16 protein-coding genes and 1 tRNA gene are annotated in these 20,676 nt (G+C 34.2%); 9 read left to right on the forward strand and 8 right to left on the reverse strand.

Features of this window, described 5'->3' with window-relative positions; all coding sequences use genetic code 11:
- Nucleotides 1-23: 23 nt before the first annotated feature.
- From ACZZ9T_RS06565 to ACZZ9T_RS06575, 3 genes are all read left to right on the forward strand, one after another.
- Nucleotides 24-97 (forward strand) — tRNA-Met (locus tag ACZZ9T_RS06565).
- A gap of 43 nt (nt 98-140) precedes the next feature.
- Complete coding sequence (locus ACZZ9T_RS06570) at nt 141-803, forward strand: hypothetical protein (RefSeq protein ID WP_463441399.1); 663 nt, start codon at nt 141-143, stop codon at nt 801-803.
- Nucleotides 804-819: 16 nt separating this feature from the next.
- Nucleotides 820-1,356: a tyrosine-type recombinase/integrase gene (locus ACZZ9T_RS06575; RefSeq protein WP_463441400.1), complete on the forward strand. Its 537-nt coding sequence runs from the start codon at nt 820-822 to the stop codon at nt 1,354-1,356.
- A gap of 12 nt (nt 1,357-1,368) precedes the next feature.
- On the opposite strand, the gene ACZZ9T_RS06580 is transcribed toward ACZZ9T_RS06575, so the two are convergent.
- The 3 genes from ACZZ9T_RS06580 to ACZZ9T_RS06590 form a co-directional block, all read right to left on the reverse strand.
- Nucleotides 1,369-2,172, reverse strand: coding sequence for a CPBP family intramembrane glutamic endopeptidase (locus ACZZ9T_RS06580; protein WP_463441401.1), 804 nt, complete (start codon nt 2,170-2,172; stop codon nt 1,369-1,371).
- An 8-nt stretch (nt 2,173-2,180) separates the two neighbouring features.
- Nucleotides 2,181-2,786 carry a hypothetical protein gene (locus ACZZ9T_RS06585; RefSeq protein ID WP_463441402.1) on the reverse strand — a complete coding sequence of 202 codons (606 nt, stop codon included), beginning with the start codon at nt 2,784-2,786 and terminating at the stop codon, nt 2,181-2,183.
- A 366-nt stretch (nt 2,787-3,152) separates the two neighbouring features.
- Complete coding sequence (locus tag ACZZ9T_RS06590; protein ID WP_463441403.1) at nt 3,153-3,314, reverse strand: hypothetical protein; 162 nt, start codon at nt 3,312-3,314, stop codon at nt 3,153-3,155.
- 195 nt (nt 3,315-3,509) lie between these two features.
- On the opposite strand from ACZZ9T_RS06590, the gene ACZZ9T_RS06595 reads away from it, so the two are divergent.
- Complete coding sequence (locus tag ACZZ9T_RS06595) at nt 3,510-4,457, forward strand: hypothetical protein (RefSeq protein ID WP_463441404.1); 948 nt, start codon at nt 3,510-3,512, stop codon at nt 4,455-4,457.
- A gap of 80 nt (nt 4,458-4,537) precedes the next feature.
- Here ACZZ9T_RS06595 and ACZZ9T_RS06600 read toward each other — a convergent pair whose 3' ends face one another.
- From ACZZ9T_RS06600 to ACZZ9T_RS06620, 5 genes are all read right to left on the reverse strand, one after another.
- A complete protein-coding gene (locus tag ACZZ9T_RS06600; protein WP_463442986.1) occupies nt 4,538-4,861 on the reverse strand; it encodes a glycoside hydrolase family protein in 324 nt (107 codons plus the stop codon).
- 406 nt (nt 4,862-5,267) lie between these two features.
- On the reverse strand, nt 5,268-6,350 hold the full coding sequence (locus ACZZ9T_RS06605) for a DUF3810 domain-containing protein (protein ID WP_463441405.1): 1,083 nt from the start codon (nt 6,348-6,350) through the stop codon (nt 5,268-5,270).
- Nucleotides 6,313-7,758: an MFS transporter gene (locus tag ACZZ9T_RS06610; RefSeq protein ID WP_463441406.1), complete on the reverse strand. Its 1,446-nt coding sequence runs from the start codon at nt 7,756-7,758 to the stop codon at nt 6,313-6,315. Before ACZZ9T_RS06610 ends, ACZZ9T_RS06605 begins: the two co-directional genes overlap by 38 nt.
- Before the next feature lie 49 nt (nt 7,759-7,807).
- The gene (locus ACZZ9T_RS06615) at nt 7,808-8,533 is read right to left on the reverse strand and encodes a lysophospholipid acyltransferase family protein (protein WP_463441407.1); all 726 of its coding nucleotides are present in this window, start codon (nt 8,531-8,533) and stop codon (nt 7,808-7,810) included.
- A 3-nt stretch (nt 8,534-8,536) separates the two neighbouring features.
- Nucleotides 8,537-8,995 (reverse strand): GtrA family protein, encoded by a 459-nt coding sequence (locus ACZZ9T_RS06620; protein WP_463441408.1) that lies wholly within the window; start codon nt 8,993-8,995, stop codon nt 8,537-8,539.
- Between the two features lie 229 nt (nt 8,996-9,224).
- Between ACZZ9T_RS06620 and ACZZ9T_RS06625 the strand changes: the two genes are divergently transcribed.
- The 5 genes from ACZZ9T_RS06625 (at nt 9,225) to sov (ending at nt 20,616) form a co-directional block, all read left to right on the forward strand.
- Nucleotides 9,225-9,488, forward strand: a complete 264-nt coding sequence (locus ACZZ9T_RS06625; RefSeq protein WP_463430598.1) for a hypothetical protein — start codon at nt 9,225-9,227, stop codon at nt 9,486-9,488.
- Nucleotides 9,489-9,574: 86 nt separating this feature from the next.
- On the forward strand, nt 9,575-10,426 hold the full coding sequence (locus ACZZ9T_RS06630) for an ATPase (protein ID WP_463441409.1): 852 nt from the start codon (nt 9,575-9,577) through the stop codon (nt 10,424-10,426).
- Nucleotides 10,427-10,443: 17 nt separating this feature from the next.
- Nucleotides 10,444-12,732, forward strand: a complete 2,289-nt coding sequence (locus ACZZ9T_RS06635; protein ID WP_463441410.1) for an NADP-dependent malic enzyme — start codon at nt 10,444-10,446, stop codon at nt 12,730-12,732.
- A 168-nt stretch (nt 12,733-12,900) separates the two neighbouring features.
- Entirely contained in the window at nt 12,901-13,485 is a 585-nt protein-coding gene (gene ruvA / locus ACZZ9T_RS06640; RefSeq protein ID WP_463442987.1) for a Holliday junction branch migration protein RuvA, read from the forward strand.
- Between the two features lie 6 nt (nt 13,486-13,491).
- Entirely contained in the window at nt 13,492-20,616 is a 7,125-nt protein-coding gene (sov, locus tag ACZZ9T_RS06645; protein ID WP_463441411.1) for a T9SS outer membrane translocon Sov/SprA, read from the forward strand.
- Nucleotides 20,617-20,676: the final 60 nt, after the last annotated feature.

Below are 20,676 nucleotides of genomic sequence, written 5' to 3' on the forward strand. Positions count from 1 at the left end.
TTATATATTTGCACCACCAAAAAGGCGAGGTAGCTCAGTTGGTTAGAGCGCAGGATTCATAACCCTGAGGTCACGGGTTCAATTCCCGTCTTCGCTACAAGAATAAATGTCGGTGTATCAATTAGATACATCGATTTTTTATGTTATCAATAACAGAGGTTTTGAAGACCGAATACTATTTTGAATACTATAATGGGATGACTGAAAGACAGTACCTTTTACCCAAAATATACCACGGTGGAAAGAATTTTGACCTTTCTAAGCGATGGTATGTGTACTATTCTTACAGGAATCCGTTAACCGGTGAAATGACCAGGCAGCCTGCCGTATATATGAATGTAAATCGTGATTTTACAACAGTAAAAGAAAGACTTACCAGGCTTAAAATTATACAGAAAAATCTAACTGATTTGCTTAAAAAAGGATTCTCACCATATCCTGCTACAGACCAAAAAGATAGTTACACAATTAAAAGTGCTTTGGATTGGGCGTTTGAATTGAAAAAGGTCAACTTATCAGATTCCGCAAAAGTTGATTACAGTTCCAGAGTTAAAAAACTTCAGGATTTTTTAGCAAAAAAGGGGTACGATGTCATTGATGTAAATGATTTTCCGAAGAAATACATCTTTGAATATTTTAACGAACTGATGGTCGCAGGATCCGCTAAATCATACAATAATCACAAAAGTGTTTTATCATCAATTTTTAATGTGCTTAAGGATAACGAAATGATTTCAGAAAATTTCATTACGAGCGTCAAAAACGTCAAAGCGAAGCCTAAAAAAAACAAAACATATATCTGATGAGCTTCTAAACCTTTTGCTTGAAAAAATACAGGTTAATGATCCTCAGCTGTCTTTGTTTTTAAATTTCGTATGTTATAATATTCTTAGACCAGTTGAAGTGGTGCGACTGAAATGGAACGATCTGAAGTTAAATGAAAATCCTGCTTATCTGGAGGTGAAGGCAAAAAATAAAGAACTTAAGGTAAAATTGATCCCGAGCTTTTTTGCTGAACAATTAAGGTTGATTAAAAAACAGCCAGATGCAGAATACATTTTTGTGACAAACGAAAAAGGAATTGAAACAACGGAAACAAATAAAAGAAACTTCTTTTCTAAAAAATTTAAAATATTTAAAGATGAGTTGGGTTTAGGAGATGAATACACTATGTATTCTTTCAGACATACGTTTATTACAAAGCTTTTTAGAGAAATACGTAAAGAAAAAACGGAGCTTGAGACTTATGACCTTTTAATGAAAATAACAGGACATACAACGTTGGAAGCTTTGAAAGCATATTTGCGAGATATTGATGCAGAACTTGCAGATGACTATTCAAGATTTTTAAAGTAAATTTTTAGTCTCTTATTTCTTTATATTTCCTGATTTTTCTTCTGAAATTGTGTAAACATTGTTTCCGCGAACAAGAAAATAGCTGGCAACAATTACGATAAGTAAAAATATAGCAATTGATAAAAGGGTTGTTGAAAATTCACCTGGTTCGTAATCACTGTTTAAATTATTATTTATTACTAAAAGTTTTGATCTGTAGCTTCCGAAATAATTTATTAAAGTATGTATAGTTACAATAAATATTAAACTGTTAAATCGGATATATATGCTTTGTAATAGAATGCCTATGGCAATTGCAAATAATGATTGATTAATAACTGAAAGTGGATAATACTCAGGATTTAAAAAATTTGAATAATGAGCTACCCCAAAAAAGACAGATGTCAAAACAATTGATTTTAATAATTTTCGTTTATCATTTTCGAAAATTTTTAGAATAAATAGGAACATAAATATTCTAAAAAATAATTCTTCAAATAGGGCTACAGCGAAACAGGAAAATAAAAATACAGAGTGGGAGTAATCATCAATATTTAATCGACTAGTCAATATCTCATCTCTAATAAAAAGATAGGATGATAATATTAACGTAAATGAAATAACTGTAAAGAAAATATATCTTTTAGTGTATTTAAATTTTGTGAATAAGTCGTGTTTAAATAAAAGTATAGCGGTAACTATTACTAGTAACAACTTAGAGACAATTTTTATTATCAAATTGTCGTCAAAAAATTTTGTATTGATTTCTTTAAATAAAATATTTGTGGCAATAATTGCCACAAATATTATTATTAATCTTTTGAGACTAAAATTCATATTAAACTTTAGAATTCGATTTCTACTGATAATTCACAATCATAGAAGTCAACGCAAGTACATGAACTACCCCAAATACATGTATTGTACCATGATGTTTGTGGACATTTAATGTTTCTTACTTTACAACCAAGTTTAATTAATCTTTTAGCATTTGTATCAGATAGGTATTTGGAAAGTGCAGTTTCGTAATTAAAGAATTCGCTTTTATTAACGATAATGGTATTCATTACCACTTCTTTGTTTATAACCTTGTAACTTTTAACAGATGTATAAATCCCATCGTTAGCAACTTTATCGTTGAATTTTCCGTTGTCATTATACTCTATTCCTTTTATTTGGTATGCTTCATTTAGTTGAATATTTCCACTAAAATCTTTGATTTCCATTAAAAGAAAAGTGTTTTCCGGATTAGAAGGATCTTCATAACCACCTTGCCCTATTATAGCAACGGAATTAACAAATTCCTCTGGTGTCGCAAATGTTTTAGCAACATTGTTAGTAGCTGAAGTCTGAGTTTCTTTTTGTTGTACTGCATCATTGTCATCCTGACAAGAATTTAATACTAATAACATTGATAAGGTAGCAAAAATAGAATTTAATAAATTTTTCATAATATTGAAATATTTTGTTTAGTTGTTGTTTTGTAATTTTTTATCCTACTCTTTCGATTTTCAGATTATACTCGCCCATACTATTTTTTATTTCTTTTTAATGGGATTTCACATGTTTTGATTTTGGATGGTAAGTCCCTTTATACCTAGATAATTTTGTAATTGTTGGTTTTTTATATTGGTGCAAGTATACAATTATTTTTTAATTCATTGCAAGGTGAATGTTTAATTTAACATTTTTTTAAAATAAAGATCTGGAGGGATTTTAGAGGTGTCAATAAAAACTTTGTTTGAACTTGTATATTTGAAAACTATGTGTAATAAAAATTTGTAACATGAAACTTAAAGCTGTAATCCGGGAAGAAGTCAAAGTTTAATTTCTTCTTTTTTATCCTCTTCTGAATCACTATGCAATATGTCAAAAATTGGTGTGATTTCTACCATTAATCTTTCTGTTTCCTCCTTGTTATCATCTTTCATAGCTGAAACGTAACTCATCAGAAATTCTGTAAGATGTTTGATGTTCATTTTCCAATTTTTGATATCTATTCATAAAGTAAATTTAAATATTTTTCAAATTTGAATTGATAATGCGACAAAACTTGACGTGTTAAAATAAAATTAGACTTCCAAAACTGAAAGCCCAATGAGAATTCTAAACGGTTGAAATAAACCGGTTAAGTAAAGTTAATAAATATTTCTATATTCGTTAAAATTAAAATCATGAATATTTTTATTAGCTGGTCTGGTGATATAAGCAAACAAATCGCACAAGAAATAAAAAAGTTCATTCCAAAGATTATTCAATCTGCAAAACCATTCTATAGTCCAGATGATATAGATAAAGGCACAAAGTGGCAGGCAGAGCTAAATCATAAACTGAGTGAATGTATTGCTGGAATAATTTGCCTCACAAATGAAAACTCTGAAAAACCTTGGATACTATTTGAAGCAGGAGCTTTGTCTTATAGTTTGGATAATTCCAAAGTATGTCCTATTGTTTTTGGAATTGATAAGTCTGAAGTAAAAGGTCCTCTTTCAATATTGCAGCTTACACATTTTGACAAAGAAGATATGTTCAAATTAATAACTTCAATAAATAAATCTATGGGATCAAATATTGTAGAACTACCGCTCCTTACAGAAATGTTTGAAACCTTCTATCCAATATTAGAAAAGAACGTTCAAGGAATTCTTAAAAATTCAACTACCGTTATTTCAACACCGAAAAGAAGTGAGAGAGATATTTTAGAAGAAGTTTTGAATTTAGTTAGAAAGCAAAATAAGTATGATAGTAAAACCGAATTTGAATACTCTAACAAATTACTGATAGATCAATTACAAAATGAAAACAACAAATTACGCAATCAATTTGAATCCAATATTTTAGGGATGGGTGAGAGAAAATTTTCTCATGAAAGAATAATTTCCGATATAAAAAAATATGGAGTTCTTACTGACAAATATCTATATTTAACTGCTGATTTAGATGTAATTGAAACTTATGATATTGCATCGCAAGTAGTATATCTTGAAACTAATTTAAAGCCAGCAAATAATATAAATATAATCCACTATTTAATGAAAAACCAACCTATTAGAGAAGTTCCTTTAGGTATAAATAATGGAACAACATTTAGTGATATTAATTATAGGGAAAAATTAAAATAATAATCCACACCATAGAGTGTGGATTATTATTTTAATATTCTACAAAAAATATAAATTTGCTTCTGCCTTTCTACGTCTCACTAATCCTCGAAGTTTACACCTCGCGCAGTAATGTATCTGTTTTCAAACCAATCTTTAATAACATCCTTTGGTGATTTTTTATTAATCAAATCAAACAATGTAGAAGATCCTCCGGTATTGTATGTATGAGAAACTAAAGCATCAAATTGATATTGAGTTACTAGAATTTTCAGTTTTCCAACATAAGCTTCAAAAGATTCTAAATCTTTTTTTAATGCAGCATCAGATTCATCAGTTGTTTTTATAGTTGCTGTTTCATTTTTTTCAAATTTTACACAAAAAAATAAACGTAAGCAATGTTGATTTTGATTTAGGTTAAATATATTGTCTCGAAATGATTACTGATATCAATAATTAGTTAGAAAATAAACATATTAGCACTTTTTTTTCATTCAAATCATTAATATTCTCTTAAGAATTTAGTTTAAAAATATCTTATAATTTTTATTAACTTAATAACAATGTTTTATTATTGTTTTATTATTGTTAAAATATAATATGAAATATTGTTATATAGTAAATATGTTAAAAGGGGTAAATGAACTGTTAAACTTATAAATCATAAATTTTTCTTAAAATTAATTAAAAAGATGGTAGATCGTTTTGAAATAAGAAATATTGTTGTACTTTTACAGTGCCTTGAATGAGGGAACAAGTCAAGGTAATAAATTTTTTTTCATCATTTGTGTTTTTAGAATCGTATCATCTGATACGGTTCTTTTTTTTTCCCTAATTTTCGTATCGAATTAAGAGATCAATGAAGTAAGAATAGGTAACAGCGCCTTCCTGCTGATTGCTTTTGAGAAACATATTGTTTGTAAATCCGAAAAAATCGTTGAGCCAGCCTTGATGTTCCAAAACAAATTTCTTTTCATATAATCTGTCTCTTTTCATTCCTTCAGAATAATTTTTAAGCATATTTTCGACAAACTTTTCATCTTCGTAAACAATCGAGTTTAGAAGGCTTTTTAAAGTAAAATATTCTGTGCTGTATCTAAGTTCCGTATTTGAAGAATGTATCCCAATTAAATATCCTATAAAATTGGCCTCCTGCTCTCGGGCAAAGCCAAGTTGGTGAGAACTTTCATGGGCTAATGTAAAAGGTAGGTAAGAGGATGGTAATTCAGAATTATATTGTGCTTCTGCTGTGAATGGATTGTAGTATCCCAAAATACCCGAAAAGCTCATGACATTTTTAAATATGCTTGGCTTAAAAGAATTGATTTCAGTTGATTTTTTATCTGAAATAGATAATGGAAGTTTTTTTTGCTGATTGATGATTTCTGATTGTATCTTTTTAATGTCCGAAACAATAAAAACTCCTTGTTGGTCTTCCTTGAGTAATATTCTGGTCTGCCTGCATTTTTCAAGATACTTTAAAGCTAATTTTTTCTTTTTTTCTAATGTGATTTCCGTCTCAGTAAGTTTTGCTATGATTGGTTTTTGAAAATAAAGCATTCCCCAAAAAATCTGGTAGATAAAATAAAAAATATTGATAAGAATAAATATTTTTACAAGAGATGGATTTGTGGTTTTTTTCTTCAGGCATTCTATCAAAAAATAGAAAAGTGAAATTCCTAACAGGATATACAAAACATCTCCGACTGAAACCGGAATCCACGAAAATAATAACTGATGTATTTTCTTCTGTAATTCATAGAAAACTTCAAATGCAGAAATTATAATTTTCAGCTTTGAAAATAGGTAGAACAAAAGAATTTGGACAACTAAAATAGTTGCCCAAAATCTCTTTTTATGATATGTTTTTGTTGTATTAATGACCACTTCCTTTAGAGATTTTATCCAAATCAATTCCTTGAGATTTTAAAATTCCACTTACACGGATGGCATAAAATGCCAAATAAGCAAAGCAGATAACACCAACGATATAACTGAAGTGAATATTCGTTAAATCTGCAACATAACCTTGAAGAAGACTGACAATTCCACCACCCATAATCATCATAATCAAAAGACCAGAACCTTGGTTGGTGTGTTTACCAAGACCATTGATTGCCAAAGCGAAGATACATGGCCAAAGTGTAGAACAAAATAGACCAACGCTTGTAAAGGCGTATACAGAGGTCATTCCTGATGTGAGCATTCCTATAATGAGTGCCGCAATACCCGCTGTTGAGAAAATAAGAAGCATTCTTGCAGGGTTTCCTTTACTCAGGACATCGCAAATAATCATCGCAATAATTATTAATCCATATACATAAAACGGACTCAAATCATGATTGGCAATAGCGTTAACTAATAAGAAAACTGCAAATGCTAAATAAGGAGCCAAAAATCTCAATATTTTTTTGAATCCGGCTTTGATGTCAAAAGCATCTACCGCTCCGGTCCAACGTCCGATCATCATTGATGCCCAATATAATGAAATGTATGGGGCAACCTCTTTGGTTGAAAATCCTAAATCTTTTTCCATATATGCAGGAAGATTACTCGCTGTAGAAACTTCCACACCTACATAGACGAATATTGCAATCATTCCTAAAACAAGTTGTGGAAATTGAAGGGCAGATTTTTTATGTGATCCTGCAGTTTCCTCTTTAATGTCTTCAAGAATAGTTGGCGTAATAGCAGGAAGTGAAGAAAATTTTAGCATAATAGCAACCAAGACAAATGCTGCTCCTAAAATCAGATAAGGAATTTTTACGCTTTCAATGCTTATTTCATCGCTAGCTGCAGTTGCAGAACCAAAAATAGCAAAGGAGACAATAAGAGGTCCGATGGTTGTTCCTAAATTATTAATTCCTCCCGCCATCGTCAGTCTTTGAGAGCCTGTTTCTGATGGTCCCACTTCGATCGCTAAAGGATTGGCAACAATTTGTTGCAGAGAAAATCCTAAACCTACGATAAACAAACCGGAAATCATTAATGGAAATGATGCCATATTAGCAGCAGGATAGAATAGTAGTGTACCTGAAGCGGAGATTAAAAGACCTGCGATCAGTCCGTTTTTATACCCTATTTTATTGACTAAATCCTGTTTTATACCTTTCGAAACTGCCATATAAATTAAAGATCCTACTGTATAAGCAACGTAGAAGCATATTTGTACCAGCATACTTTCGGTTTGGGATAGATCGAAAGCCTCCTTGAAAACAGGGATTAAAATATCGTTACTTGCAGCAACAAATCCCCAGAAAAAAAATACAGTTACCAAAGGGATAAATTGTCCCCAGTTAGTTTGTTTAGAATAGTTTGACATATTTGTTATTTAATAATATCTGAACAACAAATATAATTTTTTTCTTTGATTAACTGTGTTTTGTTAATGTTTTTTTTATTGTCTCAAATGAAGACAATTTTAAATCTTTCGGAGAGTCTGTTGATTCTAGAATGTCGTTGAAGTAAACTTTTACTTTTCCGGGGAAACCTTTGGAATGATCAAACGGAAACATTTCTTTTAAACCTATGAAAGTAAACACGGCAATTGGAGACTGATGTTTCGAGGATAATGTGAATGCTCCGTCTTTGAACTGATCAAGAATTACAGAAGTGTCATCGGGAACACCACCTTCGGGGAAAATAACAATGCTGTTGCCTTCCTCCATTTTTTCTGCGCATCTTCTGTAAACATCGGCGCGGCTTCTCGGGCTGCTGCGGTCTACCATCACACATATTCTTTTATAAATAGTTCCGAAAATTGGAATTTTCAACAATTCAATTTTTCCTACATAACAAAGCGGATGATTGGGAAATAAAATACATGGCAGCATAATATCCATAATCGAGGTGTGATTTGAGATCACAACATATTGTGTGTTTTTATCGATTTTTTTATCTGTAAGGTTGATGAGTTGATATCTCATTCCCATCCCGTAGAAAACTCCATAGCACCATATTCTGATAAAAATGTAGGCATATTTGTAGGTTTTCTTGTTAAGAGAAAACAGATAAACAGGTAAACCTAATATAATTGTAAGCAAAAATGCCAAAACGACAAGCCAAAACCTCCAGAGATAATTTAAAATCTTTACCACAAATCAACCGTTAAAAATTACTTTTTTCTTCACCGAATAGTTAAGAATGGAAACCAAAAGAATCGCTGAGATTTTACTGATCATTTCCGGACTCAAGGTATAAAAAATTAAATCAATATTATCTTTAAATATAAAGCTGTAAGATATCTGGAAGAAAAATAAACTTACCAGAGTAGAAAAAAAAGAAACGCCCATGAAATAGACAAACTCTCTGTTTTTAGAATGTTTTCCTCTTTCAAATACAAACCAGATGCTGAGAAAATAATTGACCAAAATCCCACAACTGGTAGATAAGATATTACTTAAAGGGAAATGTACTCCATGGAAATTCTGCTCCTGAGAGAATATCTGTGGCAGATAGGTACTGAAGATTTTGAAACTGCCGATCTCTACAATTGCACTCAATCCGCCCGCAATGATAAAAAGTAAGACCTGTTTCTGGCGTAGAAGTAATTCTCTCATTAGATTTAATAATGCACAAATTTATAACTATATGTTAAACAGTGAAAAAAGTTGTTAATTTTTTTTTTCGAAAGAAAATAATTTCTAAATTTAATTTTCAGAACGAAACAAAATTTACCTGATACTAAATTCATTTTCAACTTTTTCTGTTGATGGTTTTTCTATCTTGTACCAAGTGATTGAGACCGTTAGCTCAAGTTTTACACAATAATAACAATCAGATATTTTTATGAAATCTCAAAACAAATACAGGAAATTTCAGCTTCAGCAACAAAATATTGAAGCTTTGGAAAAAGAAAACATTCGTTTTAAAAGAGTTTATTCGGAATACGAAAATATGTCTAATGAACTTTGGAATCTTGAAAATAAAGAGGGAGAACCAATTCCTGATGACTTTATTAACGCTATGGTGATGCAGACATCTTATCTTGAAGAAGAAATAGAAGACTGGCTCGTAAAATTTAATCAAAATAAAAGCGAAATCAAAAGCTGAACTAAATCATTTTAGTGGGTTTGCATCTGTGTTTTAAAGACTATTTGAAGATTAATTCATAATTTAGCACTCTTAAAATAAGAATTATGATTGCTATTGTTGATAGTGGTTCTACAAAATCAGATTGGATAATTTTAGATGAATTTAAAAATGTTTTCTTAAAAACAGAAACCATTGGTTTTAATCCCAATTTTATCAGCAGAGAACTTATCATTCCGGAAATTGAAAAAAATACAAGCTTAATATCAGTAAAAAATTCAATTACCAAGATTTATTTCTATGGTTCAGGTTGTGGCGTTAAGCAAAACTGCGAAACGATAGAACAAGAAGTTGGAAAGGTATTTTTTAATGCCAGAATTACAGTAAGAGAAGATTTGGCTGCAGCTGCTTTTGCGGCGTACAACGGAAAACCTGCCATCGTTTGTATTTTGGGAACAGGTTCCAATTCATGTTATTTCGACGGAGAAAATTTAAAAATAAAACTTCCCTCATTGGGTATTTTAATCGGTGACGAAGGAAGTGGAAGTGCTATTGGAAAGCAATTGGTACGCAGATTTTTTATGCAGAAACTTCCGCAAGACCTTCATGAAGAGTTTGAAAACACCTACCATTTAACCATTGATGTTGCATTGAAAAATATGTATCATGGCTCAAGACCCAATGCTTTCCTGGCAGATTTCAATAAATTTGTAGTCGAGAGAAAAAATCATCCTTATTTTGTTCAAATGGTTTCCGAAGAGATGAAAAATTTCTTTGAATATCAGGTTCTTCCTTATGAAGAATCAAAAGAATCTGAGATCAATTTTATCGGATCTATTGCATATTACTACGAAGATATTCTCCGTTCTGTAGCTTCAGAACTTCACCTCAATGTGGGACATGTTGTACAAAAACCGATCGATAGCTTGGTCAACTACCATATTAAATATATACTTTAAAATAAACAGAAAATTCTATGTCGAATAAAACTCAACGCGACGAAAAAAATTTCAATCAGGCCGCGCTAGATTATCATAAAGCTGAACCGAAAGGAAAAATTGAAGTCATTCCTTCTAAACCGCACTCTTCGCAGAGAGATTTGTCATTGGCATATTCTCCGGGAGTTGCAGTGCCTTGTATGGAAATTCATCATCATCCTGAAACAGTTTATGATTATACTGGAAAAGGAAATCTGGTTGCCGTAATCTCAAACGGAACGGCAGTTCTTGGTTTGGGAGACATTGGAGCAGAAGCTTCAAAACCGGTAATGGAAGGGAAAGGTCTTTTGTTTAAAATCTTTGCAGATATCAATGTTTTTGATATTGAAATTGACGAAAAAGATCCCGATAAATTTATTCAGATTGTAAAAGGTATTGCCCCGACTTTTGGAGGTATCAACCTTGAAGATATCAAAGCTCCGGAAGCTTTTTATATCGAACAAAGATTAAAAGAGGAATTGGATATTCCTTTGATGCATGATGATCAGCACGGAACAGCGATTATTTCTGCAGCTGCGTTAATCAACTCACTTCAGATTGCCAACAAAAACATCGAAGAAGTAAAAATGGTGGTAAACGGAGCAGGAGCGGCGGCAGTTGCGTGTACCAATCTCTATATTTCTTTAGGTTTAAAAAGAGAAAATGTTTTGATGTGCGACAGCAAAGGCGTGATTAATCATAAAAGAGAAAATCTTACCCCTGAAAAAATAGATTTTGTTGCTCATACAGATCTTGAAACTTTAGAAGATGCCTGCAAAGGCTCAGACGTTTTCATTGGTTTGTCTAAAGGAAACGTGATGACACCCGAAATGTTGAGCAGCATGGCAGAAAACCCGATCGTTTTTGCATTGGCAAATCCTGATCCTGAGATTGCTTACGATCTGGCAATGGCGACAAGAAAAGATGTCATCATGGCAACCGGAAGAAGTGATTATCCTAACCAGGTAAACAATGTTCTGGGTTTTCCGTATATTTTCCGTGGTGCGCTGGATGTTCAGGCAAAAGGTATTAATGAAGAAATGAAATTGGCAGCCGTTCACGCAATTGCTAATCTGGCGAAAGAACCGGTTCCGGAAGCGGTGATTTTGGCTTATAATGTTCAGAACTTACAATTTGGAAGAGAATATTTTATTCCGAAACCATTTGATAACAGGTTGATCACCAAAGTTTCAAGCGCAGTGGCAAAAGCTGCCATCGACAGCGGAATTGCAAGAAAGACCATTGCAGATTTCGACGAATACGAAACTCAGCTTCTTGACAGAATGGGAAGAGATGAGAAGTTGGTGAGAATGATGCAGAACCGGGCCAAAGCAAATCCTAAGAGAATCACTTTGGGCAATGCTGAAGAATACAATGTTCTGAAAGCGGCACAAATTCTTTATGAAGAAGGAATTGCTTACCCAAGTCTTTTAGGAGATAAAAAATACGTCAAAGAACAAATGCTTCGTTTCGGAATTACGCTTGATGTTCCGATTATCGATCCGAGTGACGACGACCAGAAAGAAAACAGAAAAAAATACCGAGAAACACTTTGGAAACTTCGTCAGAGAAAAGGAATGAATGAGTACAAAGCAAAAAGATACGTTCGCCAGAGAGATTACTTTGGACCATTGATGCTGAAACATGGAGATACAGACGGATTGATCGTAGGTTTTTCTAAAAATTATGTTTCTACTTTAAGACCTGTTTTAGAGGTGATTGAAAAAGAAAAAGGTGTTGAGAAAGTTGCTGCAATGATGATGATCTTGTCTGAAAAGAAACCGATTTTCTTCGCAGATACTTCGATTAATCAAAATCCTTCTGCTGAAGATCTGGTGAATATTGCTAAAATGGCAGAACATACGGTGAAATCTTTTGCGATCGAACCAAGAATTGCGATGCTAGGCTTTGAAAACTTTTCAGCCATATCTGATACTTCAAAAAAGGTTGCAAAAGCAGTAAGCATCCTTCATGAGAAATTTCCGAAAATGATTGTGGATGGAGAAATTCAGCCTGATTTTGCGATGAATGCAGATCATTTAAGTGATTACCCGTTCTCAAAATTAGGAACGACTCCGGCAAATACATTCATCTTCCCGAATCTTGAATCTGCCAATTTATCTTACAAAATCATCCGAGGAATGAAGGTGGCGCAGGTAATCGGACCGATTTTGATGGGACTGAAACAGCCTGTTCACGTTTTACAAATGAGATCAAGCGTAGATGAGATTGTAAACTTGGCAACAGTTGCAGTTTTGGATGCTCAGAGAAGAGAAGGTAAAAAGTAAATACATCAATTTTATAAATATAAAACTCCAAATCAATTTTGGAGTTTTTGTTTTTTTATACTCAATCATTGTCTTTACCAATACAAAAAAAGTTAAATAGCATTCTTGTGTTAAATGAATTTATTACTTAGTTTAAATTACTATATTTGGAAGTTATAAAAATTAATGATGATATTTTCTTTACAAGGAATTGTTCAGGAGCTTACTCCAACTTATGCAGTGATCAACGTCAATGGCGTTGGGTATTATGTAGGCATCAGTTTAATGACCTCACAAACCCTGACTTTGAATCAGGAAACCATGCTTTTCATTCAACAAATTATACGCGAGGATGCACATTTGCTTTTTGGCTTTAAGACCCGTTCAGAAAAAGAAATGTTTAATCTCCTCATAAGTGTCAACGGTGTCGGTGCTGTTTCAGCATTGATTTTACTGTCAACTCTAAGCCTTTCAGAGGTCGCTACAGCAATACTTTCCAAAAATAGTGCCGTAATTCAGAAAGCAAAAGGCTTGGGAACAAAGACAGCTGAGAGAATCATTGTTGATTTGAAAGATAAAGTACAGAAATTCGGAACTGCTGAAGAAAATATTTCTAATGCAATTAATAATAAAATCAAGGATGAGGCGTTATCTGCATTAGAAGTTTTAGGGATTTCTAAGAGAATGAGTGAGAAGATTGCAGATCGTATCATTAAGCTGGATCCAGCGATTTCTGTTGAAGAATTGGTAAAACAAATTTTAAAAAACATTTAACTTTTGGTGGAAAATAATAAGTTTCTCAAGATATATTCGTTTCTGGCATTTTTATTCTTATCAATAAATTTGTCTGCACAGGAAAATCCGCAGCAAGGGTTTTCGATTAAGAAAGATTACAAGGTAACTGATCCAACCTATTACGAAGCCTACTACGACATCAAAACCGGGATGTACTACGTGTATCCTAAGATCGGAAACACGGTAGTCGGTCAGCCTACTGCGATGTCGCCGGAAGATTATAAAGAATTTATGCTTGCTCAACAGGCAAAAGCATATTACAAAGATAAATCTGAACGTTACAATCTACTTTTCAGAAGAGATACTTCAGAGGCTCAGAGAAAAGGGTTGATTCCTTCATTGACGATCAATAACAGACTTTTTGAAACCATTTTCGGGAGTAATAAAATTGAGATTATTCCTTCAGGATACGCATCTTTTGATTTAGCGGGTTTATATCAGAAAATTGATAATCCTTTGATTCTACCTCAAAACAGAACAAGTTTTACCTTTGATATCGACCAGAGAATTCAATTGGGTTTGATTGGAAAAGTAGGAGAGAACCTACAGCTGAAAGCCAATTATGATACACAGAGCGGTTTTGCATTTGAGAACAGAATGAATTTGGTTTGGCAGGCAAAAGGAAGCTGGAAAGATCTTCAGACAAAAGGTTTGGGTGATGTAAATAAACCGAGTGCCGGTGGTGAAGATAAAATTATAAAAAGAGTTGAATTCGGTAATGTAAATATGCCGCTTTCAACCAGTTTGATACGCGGTTCAGAATCATTATTCGGGGTAAAAACTGAATTTCAATTAGGAAAAACTTTCGGAACTGTCGTTCTTTCTCAACAGCAGGGTGAGGCGAGAAATATCGTTGTACAGGGTGGTGGCGTAATGAATACATTTAAAGTAAATGCCATCGATTACGAAGACAATCAGCATTACTTTATCGGGCATTATTTCCTTAATAATTATGACAATGCATTACTGAATTATCCCCAGATCAACTCAAGAATCAACATTAGCAGAATGGAAGTCTGGGTTCTGGATCAAGGAAATTCTAATCTTGCGTATCAGAAAAGTATTGTTGGTATACGAGATTTGGGAGATGGAGTTTCCGGCACACCAGATAACTCACAAAACGGTATTTATGCAGCGGTTACCGGTTTGGGTGCAGGTCTGCGTGATGTGAATTCTGCTTATAATACAATCAACGGACAGGTTCTTCCCAATTCTACGGGTGGTACCGAAACATATGCAGACGGCGAACAGTTTATTTACAACAGAAAAGCAAGAAGATTAGCCAACAATGAGTTTACCTTTCATCCACAGTTAGGATATATTTCATTAAATCAACGATTAAATGACAATCAGCTTTTAGCAGTTTCTTATTCTTATACAGTAAACGGAACCAACCAGGTTTACAAAGTCGGAGAATTTTCTGAGGAAAGTCCTGTCTTAGTAACCAAAGTTTTGAAACCCAATACAACCGTAAAGACTACATCACCGATGTGGAAATTGATGATGAAGAACATCTACGCATTAGATGCAGGTCAGATTGATCAGGATGGTTTTATCTTAAATATTTATTACAGAGACGCACAGACAGGAGGTAAAGTAAACTATCTACCAAACACACCTGTTCAGGATACCAATTTATTAAAATTATTAAACTGGGATCGTCTGAATGTACATGGCGATTTACAAAGTAACAACGGAGTTTTAGGTGACGGAGTTTTCGATTTTGTACCCGGAATTACCATCCGTCCCGAATTAGGAAAATTAATATATACCAAGGTAGAACCTTTCGGAAGTTATATGGCGGGTCTTGTAGGGAATAATCCTCAGTATGTTTTCAGCGATTTATATTCTCAACAAAAACAAGTGGCTACATCCAGCAATCTTGCTCAGCGATACACCATGGAAGGTCGTTACAAAGGAGCACAGGGACAAGGTATTTCTTTAGGCGCAGTAAACGTGCCTCAAGGTTCTGTAAAAGTTGCTGCAAACGGAGTACAGCTTACTGAGGGTGTAGACTACACTGTAGATTATATGCTTGGAACTGTAACTATTATTAATGAAAACGTAAAACAATCAGGCCAGGCAATTAATATTTCACTAGAAAATCAATTGACATTCAATACTCAGAGAAAAAGATTTTTGGGTGTTAATTTAGAAAGAAGAGTGAGCGAAAACTTTATTTTTGGTGGTACTGTGGTTAATTATTCTGAATCTCCGCTTACCCAAAAAGTAAATTACGGTCAGGAAGCCGTTAACAATACAATGGCAGGATTGAACCTGATGTACAACAATCAGCTTCCATTCCTGACGAGATTGACAGATAAAATCCCGGGTATCAATACAGAGGCGCCATCCAATTTAAATTTCAAAATGGAAGGAGCTTACCTGCTTCCGGGCATCAATAAAGGAACTAATGATCAGTCGTATGTCGATGATTTTGAACAGACGACTTCAAAAATTTCATTAAAAGAACCTGCGGCATGGAGTTTAGCTTCAAAACCTGAAAAAAACCAGAGTAATCCTGTTTTTGCCGGAGCCGGAGTCAACGATAATGTAACAAATGGTTATGGGAGGGGTTTGCTTTCATGGTACAATATTGACCCGAGATTTTGGGGAGTAGGAGGCAAAGCCCCTGCAGGAATTACGGCACAGTCGGTTTCCAATCACGCATCCAGAAGAGTTCAGTTTTCAGAAATTTTCAACAACAGAGATTTTGTGGCGGGTGAGCAGACGTTTACCAATACTTTTGATATTTCATATTATCCTTTAGAAAAAGGTCCTTATAACGTCAACCCAAATAACGAAACTCCTCAGCAGAGATGGGCGGGAATCATGAGACCGATTCAGGTGTCCAACTTTATCAATTCAAATATTGAGTATGTTGAATTCTGGATGATGGATCCTTATGCTGACGGAAATAATTTAGGTACAGACCCTAGACTTTTGTTGCAATTAGGAAACGTAAGCGAAGATATTCTGAAAGACGGATTAATGCAGTACGAAAACGGATTGCCAACACCGTCACAAGCTTCGTCAACTTCCAATTCAAACTGGGGAACCCAGCCGAATCAGCCACCTATTCTTTATGCATTTTCGAGTGAAGGCGATGATCGTTTAGTTCAGGATGCAGGATATGACGGTTTACGCTCTGATCAGGAAGGTTTAAAATTCCCGACCAGTACATTTGTGAATCCGGTTCTTAATCTTACGGATCCTGCAGTTGATGATTTCATCTTTTATATGTCTGAAAGATTTACAGGAAGTCAGGCGGCATCAATTGTTCAGAGATACAAATATTTCAGAGGTCCGGACGGAAATTCTCAAAGTAATTCTTTGGAAGTAGCTTCCCAAACTCCGGATGCAGAAGATATCAACAGAGATTACAACTTAGATCAAAGCGAAAATTATAACGAATATGTCATTAAGCTTGATCCGGCAAGTTTAACTTTAGGTCAGAATAATATTGTTGACGTAAAAACGGTTAATGCAACTTTCCAGAATGGTCAGACAGATGATGTTAAATGGTATTTATTCAGAGTCCCGGTTTCTAAATATGCTGAACCAGATGCAGGCGGTGATAAAGAACAATCCATACTTAATAATGTAAGATTTGCCAGATTATTAATGACAGGATTTGAGCAGACGTCAACTTTAAGATTTGGTACAATAGATTTAGTGAGATCAGACTGGAGAAGATATCCTAAAAATATTGCGAAATTTATAAATACAGCAGCTGTTCCTCCAGTTCCTGAAACGCCAGATCCGGCGACAGATGAAGGAACTATAAACGATTTAAACATTGATGATTTTGAAGTTGGAAGTGTAAACATTGAAGAAAATGCATTGAATCTGCCACCTTACGTATTGCCTCCGGGAATTGACAGACAGGTACTAAGCGGAAATGCAGGTGCGCAAAGACAGAATGAAGCTTCTTTATATTTAAAAGCAACTTCACTTCCAGCTAATGAAGCAAAAGGTGTTTTTAAGAATATGACTTTAGATATGAGAAGATATAAAAAGCTAAAACTTTTTGTACATGCTCAAGATCCCACTAATAGTGATCTAAATATTGGAAGAATAGATGAGAAAACAAAGTTCTTTATCCGTTTCGGAAGTGATGCAACAGATAATTATTATGAATATGAATCTTCATTAAAACTTACTCCGAGATCGGCGACCGCTCCTATGGATATCTGGCCTTTTGAAAATGAAGTTGATTTTGATATTCAGAATTTTGTAGATGCCAAGTTGAGAAGAGATAAAAACTCTCCAACTGAGATTATTAAGAGATCAGAAGATTCAGAATTTGGAGGAGGAGATACCTTCAAAAAAATCTATATCAAAGGTCGTCCAAGCTTAGGAAATGTGACTACCATAATGGTTGGTATTAGAAATGCAGGTGAAAGAATTGGTGGTACTATGGACAGAATTCTTTGGGTTAATGAGATCCGTCTTTCAGAAATTGAAAATGACGGTGGATATGCCGGAAACGCAAGTTTAAATTTCAACCTTGGTGATTTTGCTGTCGTTAATGCAAGTGGTTCTTATACTTCAGTAGGTTTCGGAAATATAGATTCTAAACCTGCCGAGAGAAATCAATCGACACAATCAGCCTTTAGTATCAATACACAGGTGAATGTAGATAAATTTTTACCTGAAAAAACGGGAGTGAAAATTCCGGTGAATTATTCGTATTCACAAACCATCGAAGATCCAAAATACAATCCTTTGGATACTGATGTAGAATTTAGCAAAGCAGTTAACAGGGAAGAACTGAAAAAAGTAGCAAGAACATATACACAACAAAGAAGTTTAGGTGTGGTGAATATGCGTAAAGAGCGTGTGAAAGAAAACAGCAAACCACGATTCTATGATGTAGAAAACCTTTCACTTACCGCAGTTTACAATGACGACTATTATAGAGATATCTACACCAAAAAGAATTACAGACAGTATTTCAGAGGTTTCTTAGATTACAATTACACATTCAAACCTTGGGTGATTAAGCCTTTCAATAAAATGATCAGCGACACAGCCAAGTCCACAAAGTATTTAAGATGGATCAAAGAATTTAATTTTAATCCGGTTCCTACAAGATTGTCGTTCAGAACAGAATTAGACAGGAATTACAACGAGCTTGAATTCAGAAACATTGATGCAATCTTAAGCGGAAACCTTGGAGACGATTTTGCGGCCATCAAAAACAGAAACTTCTATTTCGGATGGCAGTATGGTTTAGGATTTAATTTTACCAAATCTTTAAAACTGGAAATCAACTCGCTTACCAGAACATTAAATGATAATGTGGATGTCAACACGATGGATAATTCTTCCATTTTCGGAAATATGTTCAGAGCAGGACGACCTGTATTATACAATCACAGAGTGCAGCTAAATTATAAATTGCCTTTCCAGCTGATTCCGTATTTAGATTTTATTGATGCCGAATTACAGTATGGGTTTACGTATAACTGGAATGCGAGATCAACGGTGTTAAGTGGATTTACCAATCCTGAAACTAGAAATGTAGAAAGCTTAGGTTCTATCGGTCAGAATACCAATATTATTCAGGCTACAGCAACGGCTGATATTCCGAAGTTCTTTGGTCAGTTCGGATATTTCAAAAGAATGTCTACCACCCTCCAGAAACGTAAGCAGGAAATGGATTCTTTAAACAACGCCTATACTCAGGCTTGGGACAAAAAAAGATATAAATTTAAAAGCTATAAGTTTAAAAATAAGTTGTCGATTTTACAGAGTGCAGCATTTGTATTAACTTCATTTAAACAACTAGACGTTAATTATTCTGAAAACAACGGTACTGTTCTTCCGGGATTATTATCTGCGCCGAACGGTTACGGTTACGGGCAAACTGCAGGAGGTCCTACGATTGGATTCCTTTTAGGATCTCAGGCAGACATCAGACGTACGGTTATCGAAAATGGTTGGGTAAGTGATTCTGACTTTATGATCGATCCTTATGTAAAAATGTCAACAAGAGAGTTGAGGGCAAATTTACAAATGATGCCGGTCAACGATTTCAGGATAGACTTCAATGTTTTACAAACATACAACAGAAACTTCTCACAAACCGGTTTCAACTTCCGGGACAGTGATGGTTTCTCTAACCCGAATCTTACTTTTGCCAGTGATATGGTGAGTTACTCAAACTCAGTTATTATTACCAGTACAGCTTTCCAAACCGGGCAGGCTGTTTACGAATCGATCAGACAAAATGCAAGATTGATCTCGCAACAGTTAGGAACAAATCCTGGTACGGATGGTTTCACCGATGGTTACAGTATAGCCAATGCTTATGTTTTGATTCCTGCGTTCCGGGCAGCAGTAGAAGGTAAAAGTCCGGAAAGAATGGGTGATGCTAAAAAATCAGGTCTTCCTATACCAAACTGGAGAATTATCTATTCAGGTTTAAAAAATATTCCGATAATTAGCGGTCAGTTTACTAAATTTGATATTCTGCACAGCTATAATGCAACCTACACGGCAACCGGTATACAGTCGAGTATTGATCATTTTAATAGTCTGAGCCAACCTCCTTCGGAAAGATTTGATATAAATGGTGATGTAATCAATCCATATACATTTTCACAGGTAGGTTATGTGGAAGCTTTCGCACCGCTTATCGGAATCGATGTGACGATGAGAAACAATATGCAGTTCGGTTTACAGTATAACAGAATGAGAACTTTATTGTTAGGATTAGTGAATCATACTTTAACAGAAGATTCGAACACAGAATATGTTGTTAGATTAGGCTATATTGTAAGAAACTTTAGATTAGGAAACATGGGTAACCCAAGAGGCGGAAGAGCAAAAGGAAGTGATCTTAACATTAGAGGAGATATTTCTCTTCGAGACAGTCGTACAAGCATCATGAATATTTTACTGAATGATTCGCAGGTTACCGGTGGTCAGAGATTGATGAATATCAAGCTTTCTGCTGATTACAACGTTTCAGAAAACTTAAACTTAAGGTTATTCTACGAGCAGATGACTTCAAAATATAAAATTTCTACAGCATTCCCGTTATCAACCATCAGAGCTGGTATTTCAGCGACATTTACTTTTGGTGATTCCGGAGGATTCTAGAATAATATAATGACAATCCCTTTCTGAATCAGAGAGGGATTTTTTATTAAATATGAATTA

The organism is Chryseobacterium sp. AC417 (genome assembly GCF_979258215.1).

Excerpts from the sequence above, each read along its gene's own strand:
- ACZZ9T_RS06590 (WP_463441403.1), bottom strand. The coding sequence starts at position 3,314 with ATGAACATCAAACATCTTACAGAATTTCTGATGAGTTACGTTTCAGCT.
- ACZZ9T_RS06585 (WP_463441402.1), bottom strand. The coding sequence starts at position 2,786 with ATGAAAAATTTATTAAATTCTATTTTTGCTACCTTATCAATGTTATTA.
- ACZZ9T_RS06625 (WP_463430598.1), top strand. The coding sequence starts at position 9,225 with ATGAAATCTCAAAACAAATACAGGAAATTTCAGCTTCAGCAACAAAAT.
- ACZZ9T_RS06630 (WP_463441409.1), top strand. The coding sequence starts at position 9,575 with ATGATTGCTATTGTTGATAGTGGTTCTACAAAATCAGATTGGATAATT.
- ACZZ9T_RS06610 (WP_463441406.1), bottom strand. The coding sequence starts at position 7,758 with ATGTCAAACTATTCTAAACAAACTAACTGGGGACAATTTATCCCTTTG.
- ACZZ9T_RS06595 (WP_463441404.1), top strand. The coding sequence starts at position 3,510 with ATGAATATTTTTATTAGCTGGTCTGGTGATATAAGCAAACAAATCGCA.
- ACZZ9T_RS06580 (WP_463441401.1), bottom strand. The coding sequence starts at position 2,172 with ATGAATTTTAGTCTCAAAAGATTAATAATAATATTTGTGGCAATTATT.
- ACZZ9T_RS06570 (WP_463441399.1), top strand. The coding sequence starts at position 141 with ATGTTATCAATAACAGAGGTTTTGAAGACCGAATACTATTTTGAATAC.
- ACZZ9T_RS06620 (WP_463441408.1), bottom strand. The coding sequence starts at position 8,995 with ATGAGAGAATTACTTCTACGCCAGAAACAGGTCTTACTTTTTATCATT.
- ACZZ9T_RS06635 (WP_463441410.1), top strand. The coding sequence starts at position 10,444 with ATGTCGAATAAAACTCAACGCGACGAAAAAAATTTCAATCAGGCCGCG.
- ruvA (WP_463442987.1), top strand. The coding sequence starts at position 12,901 with ATGATATTTTCTTTACAAGGAATTGTTCAGGAGCTTACTCCAACTTAT.